Below are 17066 nucleotides of genomic sequence, written 5' to 3'. Positions count from 1 at the left end.
CTATAATAATTCAATATTTTCACGTTCTTTAATATCGTGCATCACGTTTTTTGTATCAAAAATCATTTTTGCATGTTGTTGAACAAAAGAATAATCTACATTTGTATGAGCTGTTGTAATGATGACTAAATCTGCATTATTTATTAGTTCGATCGTTAAAAAAGGTGCTCCTTTTCTTAACTCTCCATTATTAATATATTCTTGAATATAAGGGTCATAAAAAGAAACATTTGCCCCTTCCTTTTCTAAACATTCTATAACTCGTATGGCAGGGCTTTCTCGATAATCGTCAATATCTTGTTTGTATGCGATGCCTAATACTAAAATATTGGAACCATTTAAAGCTTTTTTATATCGATTTAATATTTTACTAGTTCGTTCTGCACAATATTCTGGCATACGGTCATTAATCATCATGGAGGATTCAATCATGGATGTATGAAAACCGTATTCACGAGCTTTCCAAGATAAATAATATGGATCTAACGGAATGCAATGACCACCTAATCCGGGACCTGGGTAAAATGCTTGAAATCCATATGGTTTAGATTTTGCCGCTTCAACTACTTCCCAAAAATTTATGCCCATTTTGTTACTTAAAATAGCTAGTTCATTAACAAGACCAATATTTATATTTCGATATGTGTTTTCTAATATTTTTTCCATTTCCGCTATTGCTGGAGTAGAAACTCGATGAATAGGAGCTTCTAATATACTTTCATATAAAGTAGCTGCAATTTCAGTACAATTCGCAGTCACACCGCCAACAACTTTTGGTGTGTTTTTCGTCTTATATTGGAGGTTACCTGGATCGACCCTTTCTGGTGAAAATGCTAGATAAAAATCTTGCCCACAAAGTAATCCAGTTGATTCAAAGATTGGTTTCAATAGTTCTTCTGTAGTGCCAGGATATGTTGTTGATTCAAGAACGATTAACATTCCTTTATGCATATATGGAACAATGCTTTCTGCAGAAGATTTCACGTAACTAATGTCTGGTTGTTTATATTTATCTAAAGGGGTTGGCACACAAATACATACACAATCTGCTGATGCTACTTGTGCAAAATCAGTGGTAGCAGAGAATCGGCCACTTTTTACGATTTCTTCAAGGTCCTCATTCACCACATCGCCAATATAATTTACCCCGGCATTTACCATGTCTACTTTGCTTTTTTGTATGTCAAAACCTATTGTTCGATATCCTGCTTTTGCCTTTTCTACTGCAAGAGGTAGACCAACATAACCTAGACCAATTACCCCCAAAGTTGCAGTTTTTTTCAACAATTTTTCCTTTAGTGAAATCATCTGACCACCCATCTTTATAGTAGTTTTTCAAGTTGATTTGTTAACACTTTAAAATCATAGTCCCGCGCGGCGATTAATGCATTTTTACAATAGACTTCATATTGTTCTTGTGGCAATTCGGACATTTCAACAATTGCTTCAGTAAGTTGTTCAACTGTTGCATTATCGATTACAATGCCACATTTATATTTTTGTATCAGGTCATAACCAAATAGACAATCAGAAATCGTTGGCTTACCACTTGCAAAATAGTCAAACATTTTATTTAGACTTGCACCATATTGTTTCAATTCGTTTTGATCAAAAAGTTGAATAATGTTTAAGTTAGATTGAGATAAAACATAAGGAATATATTTTTTGTCAATAAATCCTTTAAACTTGATATTCGTAATCTCGTTTTCAACACAATAATTTTCTAACGATTCCTTGTCTGGTCCCTTCCCGTAGATGAGAAATTGGATATTTTTATAACCTCGATGATGAATATTTTCACCTATCTCAACTATTTTTTTAACATTATTTGCTTGGCGAATGGATCCAGTGTAGACAACTTTAAAAGTTTCTTCATTTGATAAATCACTATCATCTAATACAAATTCATTTTTATTAAAATTGAATTTTTCTAAGTCTACTCCGTTATTAATATGATAGATATTTTTTACATCTATTGGACCGCCACTATTTTTATCCCACCCTCTTTCGATGATATAATCTTTTCCACCCTCCATTGTGAAAATTAGTTTGTCTGCATTTTTGTAAATCCACTTTTCCCCTGTATATAACAACTTAGTAAATAAACTTTTCCTTTTTAAGATTCCATAAGCAACTAAAGATTCTGGCCATAAATCTCTTACTTCACAAATACATGGCACTCCAAGCTTTTTTGCGATTTTAATAGCGGCCACTAATGTTAATGGATGCACACTTGAGGCTACAATCGTATCTGGTTTACCGTATTTTTTGGCATACTCTTTTGCGACAGGGAAAAGATTACGATAGAAGGAAAACATATTTTTTATTCTTTGCATTCCATTTCCTGAATAAGAGGGCGTTTTTATAAAGACAAATGAAATATCTTGAACCTGATTGATTAAATATTTTTCATTTCCCAGTTCAATCGATTCATTATTGGAATTATGAATGGTCGATGCACAGAAAATTGTCGGAGAATAACCACGTTCATTCAAATTTTTAGCGAAGGAATAATGCCTGCCTGCTCGATCTAAATACATTGCAGCTGCATAGTGATTGATGAGCCAAATATTTTTTTTCAAGGTTTATGAACTCCCCACAACTTCTTAATTGTGTTCACCACTCTATTTAACTGTTCATTTGTCATTTTCGTATCAGAAGGCAAACATACCCCGTTATAAAATAGCCCTTCAGCAGCTCCAATTCCAATATAATCACAGTTTTGATAATAGGGTTGTAAGTGCATTGGCTTCCAAACAGGGCGTGACTCAATATTTTCCTTTTCTAAAGCTTCAATTAAATGGATGGGTCGAACTTTCCCCTTTAATGTAACGCAACTTAACCAAAAATTAGGTTCATTCCATTCATTCACTGGCATCATTTGAATGTCATCAATATTAGCTAACTCATTACGATAAAATTCAAAAATATATTTCTTCTTTTGTATTCTTTCATTTAACACTTTTAACTGACCTCTGCCAATCCCCGCCAATACATTGCTCAATCTGTAATTATAGCCCAATTCACTATGTTGGTAATGTCTGGCAGGATCCTTCGATTGGGTTGCCCAAAATTTCACTTTTTTAATTTTTTCTATATGTTTTGAAATAAGCATTCCTCCACCAGAAGTGGTAATAATTTTATTGCCGTTAAAAGAAAATACTCCAAAATCTCCAATTGTACCTGTTAGCCTTCCTTTATAAGTCGTTCCTAAACTTTCTGCAGAATCTTCAATCACCACCACATTGTGTTTATGACATATTTTCATAATTTCATCCATATCAGCAGAAAGTCCATAAAGATGAACAACGATTATGGCTTTAACTGATGGATACTTTTTGAAAGCCTTTTCTAATGAATTAGGACACATATTCCATGTTTTTTCATCACTATCTATGAAAACGGGAATGGCATTTTCATAAATAATTGGATTGGCAGTTGCTGCAAAGGTCAGGGTAGGACAGAAAACAATATCTCCTTTTTGAACTCCCGCAGCTTTTAAAGCTAAGTGAATGGCTGCAGTTCCAGAAGATAGGGCTGCTGCAGATTGAATGCCCACCGTTGATGCAAATTCCGTTTCAAAAAGGTCCACATTCGGTCCTTGAGGCGTTAACCAGTTTGAATGAAAGGCGTCATTTACATATCGCTGTTCATATTTTTCCTTGCTCATATGAGGCGATGAAAGAAAAATACGGTCATTAGCGTGACTTTTTTCCATTCGTCTCTCAGAATTTATCACGGAATCCCTCTTTCTATATATAAATACATTTCAATCCGCTTCGAAGTTAGAATGAATTAGTTTTTTATTCCACTTTCCATTGGCAACATCTATTAATTTTTGCTTTAATTCTGGATTCTCAAGTATTTGTAGCTCGTCTAAAAGTGCACTTAGTTCATTTTCCTCAATTGTATTTGCCTTCCCTACATGAATTTTTGGATAGATATTTTGCTCCTGTATTTCCTCTTCATTTAGTAATTCTTCATGCAATTTTTCTCCAGGTCGGATTCCTGTAAATGTTATAGCAATCTCTTTTTCCGTATATCCACATAATTTAATTAAATTTTTAGCTAAATCAACAATCTTAATAGGCTCTCCCATATCTAGTACAAATACTTCCCCACCTTGTGCAAGTGCCCCTGCTTGAATGACTAATCGGGAAGCTTCAGGAATCGTCATAAAGTAGCGAGTCATTTCTGGATCAGTAACTGTGACAGGTCCTCCTGCTTGAATTTGTGCCTTAAATCGAGGCACAACACTACCTCGCGAACCTAACACATTGCCAAATCGAACTGCTGTAAAAATCGTTTCACTAGAAAGGGCTAAATTTTGAATAACCATTTCGGCAATTCTCTTTGTTGCGCCCATCACGTTTGCTGGTTTTACTGCTTTATCACTGGAAATCATCACGAATTTTCCCACATTAAATAGATGAGCGGCTTCCGCAACATTTTTTGTTCCGAAAATATTATTTTTCACCGCTTCTCTTGGATTTTCTTCCATTAACGGAACATGTTTATGTGCAGCAGCATGGTAAATTACATCTGGCTGATAGTACTGTATAACTTCAAAGATTCTTTCTCTGTCTTGTATATCCGCAATAACCGGGATAATTTTCACATTACTGTTCCTTAATTTTCCTATTAACTCCAAATGAATAGTATAGATTGAATTTTCTCCATGGCCTAAAAGGATAATTTTTTTAGGATTGAATTGTAACAACTGTCTACAAATTTCAGATCCAATCGAACCACCCGCACCTGTAACAAGAATAACCTTATTTAACAACTTACTTGAGATTTCTTGCATGTTTAGTTTTACTTCTTCTCTACCTAGAAGTTGCTCGACACGTATTTCTTGAACATCATTCATTTTATATTTTCCTATTATAATATCCTCAATTTTTGGCATTGTTTTTACAACTGCTTTAGTTCTTACACACTGTTCGTAAATGTTACTAATTTCTGCTTTTCCCAAGGATGGAATAGCCAAAATAACTTCTTCGATGTTTTTTTCTTCAACAATTTTGGGAATATCTTTTGTCGTTCCACACACTTTCACATCTAGCAACGTTAAGTTTTGCTTATTTGGATTATCATCAACGATAGCACAGATAAGATATTCCGGATTAGGGTTCCTTTTAATACTACGAATAAGCAATGTTGCTGCTTCACCTGCACCAACAATTAAAACTCTTTTTAATTTATTTTGTGGTTTAACAATATTGCGATAATCGTGTAACATTCTTAATAAAAATCTTGAACCACCAATTAGTACGATGTGTAATAACCACGTAATAATCATAACCTTTGTAAACATTAGGCCGTAAATTACATATTGCATAAAAATGGTAATAATAACACAAATACTAACGGAATATCCGATTACTAAAAGTTCTTTAACGGAAGCTACACTCCATATTCGATCATATAAGTGGAAAAAGTAGGCCATAATGTGGTGACTTATTAGAAGGATTAACGAGCTTGAAATAATGATTGAATTTAGGTTGAAAGTGGGGGCATAATTTACGAGCCAATTACTTATAAAGATAGCGGATAGTACAAAAATTGAGTCAAGCGTAAAAAAAAAGAAATACCTAAGAGTATGATTCAAATTTCACACCTCGTTTATGTGCATGTGTTACAAAATACTTTGTTTCTGTTTTTCTTCGGGCATTAAATCCTAAAAAATGCTAATTCATTAGTATTATTATATTTACACTTCAGGCTGTTAGAACTTCCATAATCCCTTTATTTAGTTTTTGTTAAATAGCAATTTTTTCAATATTCCATTACTTTCATTTTATATTTTTCATCATCTTTTATAACTTCGTATTCATTTTTATTTTTCTTAGCCAATAGAATAGTAGCATTGACTTTCTATGCTCTAAAGTCCATTTTAGGAAAAAGGGGTGCGTTCTTGAAAAAAGTTTTAATTCTCGGTGGTAGCTTTTTCCAAGTACCAGCTATTCAAAAAGTTGTTGAACTTGGATATTACGTCATTTTGTGTGATTTGTTAAAGGATGTTCCAGGAAAACAATATGCCCATGAGTTTTATCAGGTTAGTACGTCAGACAAAAAATCCATTTTGAAATTAGCGCAATCTTTACAAATTGATGGGATTCTCTGCTACGGTGCAGATTCTGGTGCACAAACTGCAGCCTTTGTTGCTGAAAAAATGGGATTACCTACCTACCCATTAGAAGCTGTGGAAGTCTTAACAAATAAGGAGTTATTTAGAAAATTTCAAAGGAGACATAAGTTTAACACGCCAAAAGCGAAGGGGTATAGCCGTTATGCGGAAGTAAAAGAAGAGGTGGATCAGTTTCGATTACCGTTAATGATTAAACCTGTAGACTCATCTGGTTCTAGAGGGATATCTATTGTACGCTCTGTCTTGCAATTAGAGGAAAAAGTGAATATTGCCTTATCTCATTCAAAAGTGAAACGTTTTATTGTCGAGGAATATATCGAGAATTATGGTCCACATGTTGGAGGAGAGGGGTTCGTAGTTAACGGAGAACTTGTATTCCGTTGTTTTTCTAATGAGCAATTTTCAACTTCACAAAAAAATCCTTTCATTTCAGTCATTGCTAGTTGGCCTTACATGATGCCTCAAAAACTTCATTTGAAAATCCACAATGAAATTCAAAGATTAATTACACTACTTAATCTTACAACAGGTGCGTTAAATTTTGATATTCGAATAGATGAAAATGAAAATGTCTATTTAATTGAAGTTGCCCCTCGAAATGGTGGAGCATGCAATTGCAAAATTATTCAATATAATACGGGAATCGATTTAATCGAATATACAATAAAAGCTTCCTTAGGTGAGGATTGTAGTGATCTAAAGCAAGTAGAACCAACAGGCTATTGGTCAGATTATGTTATAGTTAGCCAACAACCAGGTAAATTTAGGGAAATTAAAATAGATGAACATTTTTCAAAAAAACATCTCGTTGAATATGAGTTATTAGTAAATCCTGGTCAAGACATTGATTTTCCTGAAGAAAGCTATGAAATATTAGGAACAATGGTTTTACGATTTTCCTCAATGGAAGAAATGCTGAAAAAAATGAAAAACATTCACAATTGGGTGAAAGTTAATGTAGAGACTCGTAATAAATTAACATACCGTAACTTACTCTAACATAACTTATTACAAACTATGTTTACCATTTTGGATTTGGAGAGGTAAGAAGTAATGTCAAACAGTAAATTAAAATTAATTTTTATTACGATGGGCCTTTCAAAAGTATTAACCTCCTTACTTGAAGCAAATATCAATATTATTGGCGTCATTGAATCAAAAACAAAAAATAGTGCAAATCGTACAACTAGTTTGAAAGACTTTTGTAGCGGAGAAGACATCCCATATTATTATATGGAAAATGGCTGCGATCAAGATTTAGAAAACTGGGTAAAAGAACTTGCGCCTGATTTAATTGTTATTAATAGTATGTCAGAATTATTGAAGAAAAATATTATGGATATTCCGAAGAAAGGGTGTATTAATTTACATCCAACCTATCTTCCTAACTATCGGGGGGGATATCCACTTTTTTGGACTTTTTATGACATGGACTTAAACCCAGGAGTGACGGTTCATTACATCGATGAAGGCGAAGATACTGGGGATATCATTTATCAAGAAAGATATCCCATTCCATTAGGGTGTACTGAGGAAGAGCTAATTGAAATTCTCGAAACAACGAATGGGGTTAATCTACTTTTAAGTGCCATTACTGATATCGAACATGATTGTGCACCACGAAAGAAACAACCGAAAGAAAGTCCTACTGTAAGGGCTAGAAAAATCTCACCTAGCGAATTTCATCAAATTGTTGATTGGGAAACATGGGAAATTGAACGAATTTGGCATTTATTACGTGGCACACAAAACTGGTTAGACGTATTCGACTTTTCAAACATTGAAGAAACTGTTTTACAGTGGCGTATTTTACATTTTGAGAAAGAAAACATTGATCAATCTGTGGAACTAGGAAAAGTTTTCTCAATAAACAATCAATATGTTGTCTATTGTAAACAAGGTAAAATTTATTTGGACCTTATCACGGAATCAAATTATTAAGTGTTACTATTCTATCAGCGGGAAAACAAGAATTTCGTATCCCCCTTTGCACCAAACCCGCTGATTAAATTTAAAATGAGGTCATGCTCGGTATTCAGGGAAAAAATTATCTTTCCTATTTTCTTCAATTTGCTCACATCTAATTTTTAATAACAGATCATAGTTTTCTTTTGAGAAGATTTTTTTCCCAAGTTTAAAAACAGTAGAAGAGTTTCTATTAAAGCTTCTTTTAAATTCGTAAAGGGAATCTTCCTTGCTGCCAAGTCCGCCACCAAGGTGAAACGTCTTAAAACCATTCTCATTACCCCAGCACATCACTTCATAGATTAATAAGTTCATCGGCCTAAGATGGCTATAGTCTCGATCTAATGCTGAGAAATGATAATGAATGTGATCTTTCGAGTAAAGAATGATCGCCATTGCAATTTTTTTCTTTTCATATTCTGCATAAAAAATCATTGCTTGATATTTTAGTTCTTGAAGAATATTTTCATAAAAATCTTTCTCAAAGTAATAATAGTTGGTTGCATTATTATTTGTCATCGTGTCATTGTAAAGTGTCATAAATTCATCTAATAGGTCTTGATTCCAACCCCAATAAATTTTCACACCAGATTTCTTTGACTTTTTTATTTTATATTTATTACTATCCGCAAGATTTTTCCTCATTTGCTCGATTGACTCGACATCGATCGTAACCGTTTTACCTAATGTTGATATATCGTAAATGTTTTGTAAAACATCTGTATGATTGTGGATTGGGTGAAACCGGACAATTTCTGAGATTATTCCATTTTTTTGACAAAACGAAGTATATTCATTATCTAACATGTTTATATTTTCTTCTGTAATATTACCTTCTAATATAAATCCTCCAAAACCATATGGAGTGGAAAAATCAAAATACGTATTAGATGGTATTTTTTCTGTAAACCTTTTATCCTTTGAAATATCACGTTTCATGACAACATTTATTGCTTTCATTTTGTTATGTTCAAAATAAAAAAGTAGTGGTTCACCATCTCCATGTAGTTGAAAAGCTTCTACATAATTAGATAAATAATAAATATCGTAATGATTAAAGTTTTTGACGATTTCATTCCACTTTTCTTTTTCATTGATTTTAAAAATTGAAAGCAATTATGCACTTCCTTTATAAATATTATTGTTTAAATCCTCTTGCTTTTTGTCTCCTTCAAAATTCTCCATGATTTTATTTGGATCTTCATAGATGTCTTCCCGTTTAATCACTTTTTTTAATGTTAAAACCAATATTTTTATATCATTTAACAGACTAATATTATCTACATACTCTACATCTAAATTAAATTTTTCCTCCCACGTTAAATAATTTCTACCTTTAACTTGTGCGAGTCCAGTTAATCCTGGCCTTACTTCATGTCTTCTTTTTTGATGTTCATTATATAATTTCAAATAGTGTACTAGTAAAGGTCTAGGTCCAATTATCGACATTTCCCCCTTTAATACGTTGAACAGCTGTGGTAATTCATCTAAACTAGTAGATCTTAAAAAACGGCCAAATTTTGTTAATCTTATCGTTTCAGGAAGCAATTGACCAAATTGATCCTGTTCATTGGTCATCGTTCGAAATTTATATAAAGTAAAGATTTTTTCATCTCGCCCTGGCCTCAATTGCTTAAATATGATGGGGCTCCCGAGTTTAATTTTTACCAATAACGATACCAATAATAAAAGTGGGCTAAGTAATACAATAGCAACAAATGATATGAGCAAATCAAGTGGTCTTTTAATGAATTTTTGATATAACTTACCACTGAAGGCATTCAAATATATATCACTCCTACTACATGTGATGACATTCTTAATGATAATAAATTGATGACTCACTATCTGTTAAACTTTCATAAATCAAAAGATTACTATAACACTAACATTATAATGTTTGAGGATATCAAAATATTACTATTTATTCATCCTAGTGGTCAAAAAAGGCTTATTTTTTCCAAATTATTGCTAAACAAAACAGATAGCTCCCCGAATTTTAGGTAAATAGTCTTAATAATATGTATTGTATGTATCAAAATTTTACACACTAGGTACATCTGCTTATAAACCAATAAAAAAAGATACTTCTAAAAATCTTGGAAAAAGACTTTTAGAAGTACCTTTTTAACTGATTTATTAAGCTTCTTAAAAATAATCAATAAATGTGGGAATCCCTACTGGTATGATGTCCTCTAACACAGCAATGGTTTCACTTTTCCCTTTTAAACGTTCAATTTTTTCAAGGTATTTAGGACGCTTGTATCCCAAAATCATAGTAGTTAATGTTTGAATCGACATGTTCACCGTAATGTCAGATTTCTCATTCCCTTCATCCATTTTTCTCACTGTTACTTTCCAATCACTCGATGAAATATCGTAGATCCCGTTATTCCATTCTGCTAAACGATCTGTTATATTAAATCGGATATGGAAATTTGGCTCGTCAAAAGGAAATCGTTCTAGAAACTTTTCAACATCAACAATACGGGCCATAAAGTATGGAGAGACCTTTTGGATAATTTCACTGTCTTCTAATAAAAATGCAACCGGCTCGTTTCCGGCTGTTTTACCGTAAGCATTGTAAACCATTGATTTATGGGCAGAGACGAAATTCCATAAACCTTTCCGTGCTTCTTCTTGCAAATAAACAATTTCATCAATATAAAAGTTTTCTTCCATGATTCGATAAAACAAATAGCCTTGAGGTACATCGTCTTCATCATAGTAAACTGCTGCTTGCAACTGAACATCCGTATCCACAAATTTTTCTTCCCAATAATCTTCATGAAATTTTTCATTCCAAGCAATTGAATTACGAATCATCGCTCCATGAGTTCTTGATGCGTATCGCTCATATATACCAATTACTTCTTTGCTTAATGTATCAACCCGTCGCATCTTTCCTGATACCTCGGTATAATGGGGAAATTGTGTATCCTTTACTTGAAACTCTACAATATCGCACATGATCTCCCATCCTTTTTTCCGATAGTAAGGAATAGAAAAGGGAAATAAGTACGAAATAAATCGGCCCTCTTCACGCATAATAATTAATGTTTTTTTGATAAGTTGATCTATTAACCCTTGTTTTGAATATTCAGGGTACGTACCAATTGCAGTAATTCCACCCATTTCATAACTCTCACCGAAAACATTCACTTGGAAAGGTAAACTTAAAATTTGTGAAACGAGCTGATCTCCATCAAACCATCCTAAAGCATGCCCAACATGGAACTGTCTGCTTTTCTCACTAACGAAACGTCGGTCTTTTTTTATTGACATAGACATTTGAAATACATAATTTAACAAATCAATGGATTGCGCCATTTCATCCATTCGAATTTCACGCATGACTAACCCTTTTCGCTGATTCACCTATTATCACCTATCGTCATATTATTGACTTATTGTGCTTCAAATTAACATAATTATGATATCTACATAATTTATTGTAAAAACCATCTATTTTTTTTAATACTCTTTGGTTCTAGGACAGTTAGAGGTTCGTTCATAATGACACATTCATTATTTTCTAGAAATAAATTTACATAGTTCGATAATTTTCTTTTCTGTAAGATTCTTAAACCCTCTTTAAAAAGAAATGGTCTGGTAGTTAAGTTGTGTGCATCAGAGCCATAAGTATGAATGAGATTTGCCTTTATTAAACTAAAGGAAAATTTTTGAATATTACGCCCGAAAAGTCCAGCAATACTTCCTGCTGTTATTTGGGTATACGCACCATTCCTTATTAGCTCTTCTAATAACCTAGGATTTTGATAGATTGCTCTATTTCTTTCCGGATGAGCAATTATTGGTGTAATCCCTGCAAATGTTAATTTTTGAAGCATAAAGGGAGTAAAATATGGAACAGAATTGGAAGGTAACTCGATTAACATGTATTTGGAGTTTGCTAACGTATGTATGTGGAGTTGATTGTATAAATTAAGAATGTTGTCTGATAATCTAACTTCATGGCCTAGGTGAATCTTGATGGGGATATTATTTTTAATCAGCTCTAACTGTATAAGATTTACCTTTTGATATACTTCATTAAAATCCACTGAATAAAGCGGATGTTGGAAATGGGATGTTGCCACGATTTCACTAATCCCCTCACAAACAGCTTGTTTTAACATTTCTATCGTCTGCTCCATTGTTGCGGGTCCATCATCTGCACTCCATAATAAATGACTATGTAGATCAACCATCAGCCCACTCCCCGTACAATATATTTATTACACTATACATAATGTAAAGAGGTAGAAAATAGAACAAGATGGAGAAACAATTAGAAACCCCCTTTCTGACATGCATCAAAAAGGGGGTTTGTATAATCTCATAAAGGCCTATAAAATCTACTATTTCGCGTATTCAACCGCACGAGTTTCTCGTATTACGGTTACTTTTATATGGCCTGGATAGTCAAGTTCTTCTTCAATTCGTTTTCGAATATCTCTTGCCAAACGATGAGAGGCTAAATCATCCACTTTTTCCGGCTGTACGATAATGCGGATTTCACGTCCAGCTTGAATAGCATATGATTTTTCTACGCCATCATAACTTTCAGAAATTTCTTCAAGTTTTTCTAAACGACGAATATAATTTTCAAGCGTTTCACTACGAGCTCCTGGTCTAGCTGCTGATAGTGCATCTGCAGCTGCAACAATTACTGCAATGACGGATGTTGGCTCAGTGTCACCATGGTGAGAGGCAATACTATTAATGACAACTGGGTGTTCTTTATATTTCGTAGCCAGTTCTACACCAATTTCAACGTGACTTCCTTCAACTTCATGGTCAATTGCCTTACCAATATCATGGAGTAATCCTGCACGTTTTGCTAATGTTACATCTTCCCCTAGCTCTGCTGCAAGTAATCCAGATAAATGAGCTACTTCAATGGAGTGCTTTAATACATTTTGTCCATAGCTTGTACGATATTTCATACGACCTAAAATTTTCATTAAGTCTGGGTGTAAATTGTGAATTCCTACTTCGAAAGTTGTTTGTTCACCTGTTTCGCGGATTTGCTCGTCCATTTCTCGGCGTGATTTCTCAACCATTTCCTCAATACGTGCTGGATGAATTCGGCCATCTTGTACTAATTTTTCAAGAGCTAAACGTGCAGTTTCACGACGTATTGGATCAAATCCTGATAGTATAACAGCTTCTGGTGTATCGTCAATAATTAAATCGATTCCAGTAAGTGTTTCAAGTGTTCGAATATTTCGACCTTCACGACCAATAATACGGCCTTTCATTTCGTCATTCGGTAAGTTTACAACTGATACAGTCGTTTCTGCAACATGGTCAGCTGCAAAACGTTGTAGTGCAAGCGACAATATTTCACGAGCCTTTTTGTCAGATTCTTCTTTGGCACGAGTTTCAGCTTCTTTTGTCATCACAGCTATATCCGTTGAAAGTTCGTTTTCAACTTGTTTTAAAATGATATCTTTCGCAGCTTCTCGTGTTAAGGCTGCAATTCGTTCAAGCTCTAACGTTTGTTCGCGTACTAGCTCTTCCACTTTACTTTCCATCTGTTCAATATGCTGTTGTCTTTCAGTTAGAGCCTCTTCTTTTCGCTCTAAGCCTGATTCTCTCTTATTCAGAGCATCATCCTTGCGATCAAGATTTTCTTCTCTTTGCAATAACCGGTTTTCTTGTTTCTGAAGCTCTGCCCGGCGTTCACGGATGTCTTTTTCTGCTTCAGTTCGAATTTTGTGAGTTTCATCTTTTGCTTCAAGTAGTGCTTCTTTTTTAAGCGCTTCCGCCTCACGCTTAGCTTCATCAATGATAAGTTCGCTTGCGTGTTTCGCACCATTTACTTTTGATTCATTCACTTTTTTCATATAGAAATAGATAACAGCGGCACCGACGATGAGTCCAAGCAAAGCGGAGATCATTAAATCCATCATTCGAACACCTCCTCTTGCTATATTCGTTTCATTTTCAGTCGGCTCATACATTGATATTTATTTAATTTTTCAACATACTGCCTATTTCATTTCGCAATTTAGAAATTATACAACTTTTATTGTATAGCTCCATACTAGGTATGTCAAGGATTCCCACTACTTAAGAAGTTTTTTATACATATATTTTATATGTTCTTTATCCTATTAAATCATTATTTTGATTTCTTATTATTTTAGGCAAATATTGTGAAAACTATTCAAAAATGGATAATCCTTAGGGCAATATTGTTTACTATTTTTACTTTTCCATAAATTAGTGAATTAAATGTCTACCCTTATAAAGTCTTAAGCAGAAGCTGGTTTATTAGATAAAAAAACGTCTACCCTTAAACAATTGTTTTAAGAGTAAACGCATAGTAATTATTCTTCTTCTAACAATAATGCTAATTCTTCATCCATCTCTTCATCTTCATCATGTGCACCAATTGTATATGATGCTGCAGCTAAACCATAAGATTCACGGATTTTATTAGAAATTTGCTCACGAATTTCAGGATTTGCCTTTAGGAATTGCTTTGCATTTTCTCGACCTTGTCCAATTCGTTCGTCCCCATATGCATACCAAGAACCACTTTTTTGGATAATATCTAGTTCTGCACCTAAGTCAACAATTTCTCCTTCTTTTGAAATCCCTTCACCGAACATAATATCAACTTCTGCAGTACGGAATGGTGGTGCAACTTTATTTTTTACAACTTTAATTTTTGTTTTGTTCCCCACCATTTCAGTACCTTGCTTAATTGTTTCGGCACGGCGAACTTCAAGACGGATAGAAGCGTAGAATTTTAATGCACGACCACCAGTTGTTGTTTCAGGGTTTCCAAACATGACACCAATTTTTTCACGGACTTGGTTAATAAAGATTGCTAGAGTATTTGATTTATTAATAATACCTGATAATTTACGAAGCGCTTGTGACATTAAACGAGCTTGTAATCCCATATGAGAGTCACCCATCTCGCCTTCAATTTCAGCTTTTGGTACAAGGGCAGCAACTGAGTCAATTACAATAATATCAATTGCACCACTTCGAACAAGGGCTTCGGCGATTTCTAATGCTTGCTCACCTGTATCTGGTTGAGAAAGTAAAAGTTCATCAATGTTAACGCCTAATTTTTGAGCATAGACAGGATCAAGAGCATGTTCAGCATCGATAAAGGCAGCTTGACCACCCTTTGCTTGAACCTCTGCAATTGCATGTAGAGCAACAGTTGTTTTACCAGATGACTCTGGTCCATAAATTTCAATTATACGACCACGTGGATAGCCACCTACGCCTAGTGCAGCATCAAGCGCTAACGAACCACTTGATGTTGTTGAAATTTGGCGGTCAGATTGCTCTCCAAGTTTCATAATGGAACCTTTACCGAATTGTTTTTCAATTTGTTTTAACGCCATATCTAAGGCAGCTTTACGATCACTCAAAAAGATTTCCTCCTTATAGAACACGTGTATTTCTCTCTCTTTTTCTTATGTCTCTACTATACTTCTTTTTGAGACAAGTTTCAAGAAAAAAGCGAACATATTTTCGTTTTTTAGCCAAAATAAAAATTCGAGCTATTTATTATAACTCAAATTTTGAAAGTTAAACATTAATAATGAATATTATATTCTGGAATTCTATCCTTCATCAGGATTTAAAAAGCACAAGCAACCAGACCCTTATAGCTTTTGTAAGCCAATAAGATTAGGTTGCTCGTGTGACGTATACCCGTTATTTTTTTTCGTAACCTTTTTCAGCTAACAGGCGCATTAAATAACTGAATGCTAATTTTACAGCTCTTAATCGGTTTGTATTGCGCATTCCTGATAGTTTTAATTGGCGTGTAATAGGTTCAAATCCTTTAATGCTAAAGCCAATCCAAATCGTTCCGGCAGGTTGACCATCATGAGGTTCGGGTCCAGCAGCACCAGTTAAACCAACACCAATATCTGTGCCGAACTTTTCTCGTACCTTTACTGCCATTTCTGCTGCACATTGCTGACTTACTACTCCATATTGATCTAACAAAGTTTTCTCGATACCAAGTTGATTTATTTTTGCATCTTCAGTGTACGTTACAACGCCACCTACTAGAGTGCCACTCACACCAGAAATTTCAGCTAGTTCGGATTGGAATAAACCTGCTGTTAAACTTTCTGCAGCTGAAATTGTCAGTTTATTATGTAAGAGCATTTCGACTAGTTTCGATGCTAATGAGTCATCGTTATTGCCGTAATGAAATTCCCCTACAATCGATAAAATCTCAGCTTCTTTGGATTTAATTAAATCCCATGCAACCTGCTCATTGTTTGATTTTGCTGTAATTCTTAAAGTTACTTCACCATCAGAAGCAAGGGGCGCTATCGTCGGGTTTGTTTGACTATCTAAAATATGTTGTATTGTATGTTCTAATTCTGCCTCACCGATTCCATAAAATCGTAACACATGGGAGATGATGACACTTTCTGTATTAAGTCTAGCAATAAGTTTAGGTTTTGCTTCGTATTGAAACATTGGTTCAAGTTCTTTCGGAGGACCAGGTAATAAGATATATGTATGTTTATTTTTTTCTAGTAACATACCTGGTGCCATTCCATGATGGTTCGCTAACACTTCACTTCCATCAAGTATAAGAGCTTGTTTACGATTATTTTCGGTCATTGGTTTTCCTATTTTTGCGAAAAACTCTTCGATATATGACAATGCCGTATCATCGAATGTTAAAGGTAATCCTAAATGACTTGCAATGGTTTCTTTAGTTAAATCATCTTTTGTTGGTCCAAGCCCACCTGAAAAAATGATTAAATCCGCTCGTGATTCAGCCATTTGAATTGCAGACTTCAACCTTTGGGCATTATCACCAACAACCGTATGATAGTAAACGTTTATCCCTAATTCAGATAATTGATTCGAGATAAACTTCGCATTGGTATTGGTAATTTGTCCTAATAATAACTCTGAGCCAACCGCTATAATTTCAGCATTCATT

At 34.2% G+C, this 17066-nt stretch carries 13 protein-coding genes; 2 read left to right on the top strand and 11 right to left on the bottom strand.

Annotation, left to right across the window (positions count from 1 at the left end; translation table 11 throughout):
* From CRO00_RS03325 to CRO00_RS03310, 4 genes are read right to left on the bottom strand one after another with little or no spacing between them, the layout of a single operon-like run.
* Positions 1 to 1308 (bottom strand): nucleotide sugar dehydrogenase, encoded by a 1308-nt coding sequence (locus CRO00_RS03325; RefSeq protein WP_097072219.1) that lies wholly within the window; start codon positions 1306 to 1308, stop codon positions 1 to 3.
* 14 nt (positions 1309 to 1322) lie between these two features.
* Complete coding sequence (locus tag CRO00_RS03320; RefSeq protein ID WP_097072218.1) at positions 1323 to 2582, bottom strand: glycosyltransferase family 4 protein; 1260 nt, start codon at positions 2580 to 2582, stop codon at positions 1323 to 1325.
* Positions 2579 to 3718, bottom strand: a complete 1140-nt coding sequence (locus tag CRO00_RS03315) for a DegT/DnrJ/EryC1/StrS family aminotransferase (RefSeq protein ID WP_097072366.1) — start codon at positions 3716 to 3718, stop codon at positions 2579 to 2581. Before CRO00_RS03315 ends, CRO00_RS03320 begins: the two co-directional genes overlap by 4 nt.
* A gap of 51 nt (positions 3719 to 3769) precedes the next feature.
* Positions 3770 to 5611, bottom strand: a complete 1842-nt coding sequence (locus tag CRO00_RS03310) for a polysaccharide biosynthesis protein (RefSeq protein ID WP_097072217.1) — start codon at positions 5609 to 5611, stop codon at positions 3770 to 3772.
* Between the two features lie 306 nt (positions 5612 to 5917).
* On the opposite strand from CRO00_RS03310, the gene CRO00_RS03305 reads away from it, so the two are divergent.
* On the top strand, positions 5918 to 7150 hold the full coding sequence (locus tag CRO00_RS03305) for an ATP-grasp domain-containing protein (protein ID WP_097072216.1): 1233 nt from the start codon (positions 5918 to 5920) through the stop codon (positions 7148 to 7150).
* Between the two features lie 54 nt (positions 7151 to 7204).
* Positions 7205 to 8092 carry a methionyl-tRNA formyltransferase gene (locus tag CRO00_RS03300; protein ID WP_097072215.1) on the top strand — a complete coding sequence of 296 codons (888 nt, stop codon included), beginning with the start codon at positions 7205 to 7207 and terminating at the stop codon, positions 8090 to 8092.
* A gap of 81 nt (positions 8093 to 8173) precedes the next feature.
* On the opposite strand, the gene CRO00_RS03295 is transcribed toward CRO00_RS03300, so the two are convergent.
* The 7 genes from CRO00_RS03295 to CRO00_RS03265 all read right to left on the bottom strand — a co-directional run bounded on the left by CRO00_RS03295 (position 8174) and on the right by CRO00_RS03265 (position 17065).
* Positions 8174 to 9232, bottom strand: coding sequence for a GNAT family N-acetyltransferase (locus CRO00_RS03295; protein WP_097072214.1), 1059 nt, complete (start codon positions 9230 to 9232; stop codon positions 8174 to 8176).
* Positions 9233 to 9901 carry a sugar transferase gene (locus CRO00_RS03290; RefSeq protein ID WP_097072213.1) on the bottom strand — a complete coding sequence of 223 codons (669 nt, stop codon included), beginning with the start codon at positions 9899 to 9901 and terminating at the stop codon, positions 9233 to 9235.
* 363 nt (positions 9902 to 10264) lie between these two features.
* Positions 10265 to 11494, bottom strand: coding sequence for a GNAT family N-acetyltransferase (locus CRO00_RS03285; RefSeq protein WP_097072212.1), 1230 nt, complete (start codon positions 11492 to 11494; stop codon positions 10265 to 10267).
* Between the two features lie 71 nt (positions 11495 to 11565).
* Positions 11566 to 12327 carry a tyrosine-protein phosphatase gene (locus CRO00_RS03280; RefSeq protein WP_097072211.1) on the bottom strand — a complete coding sequence of 254 codons (762 nt, stop codon included), beginning with the start codon at positions 12325 to 12327 and terminating at the stop codon, positions 11566 to 11568.
* Positions 12328 to 12477: 150 nt separating this feature from the next.
* Entirely contained in the window at positions 12478 to 14031 is a 1554-nt protein-coding gene (rny, locus tag CRO00_RS03275; protein ID WP_097072365.1) for a ribonuclease Y, read from the bottom strand.
* 423 nt (positions 14032 to 14454) lie between these two features.
* The gene (gene recA / locus CRO00_RS03270) at positions 14455 to 15519 is read right to left on the bottom strand and encodes a recombinase RecA (protein WP_097072210.1); all 1065 of its coding nucleotides are present in this window, start codon (positions 15517 to 15519) and stop codon (positions 14455 to 14457) included.
* 289 nt (positions 15520 to 15808) lie between these two features.
* Positions 15809 to 17065, bottom strand: a complete 1257-nt coding sequence (locus CRO00_RS03265) for a competence/damage-inducible protein A (RefSeq protein ID WP_097072209.1) — start codon at positions 17063 to 17065, stop codon at positions 15809 to 15811.
* Between the last annotated feature and the right edge of the window lies 1 nt (position 17066).

It is taken from the genome of Ureibacillus xyleni (assembly GCF_900217795.1).
GTDB lineage: Bacteria > Bacillota > Bacilli > Bacillales_A > Planococcaceae > Ureibacillus > Ureibacillus xyleni.
This window is presented reverse-complemented; position numbering and strand designations above follow the sequence as displayed.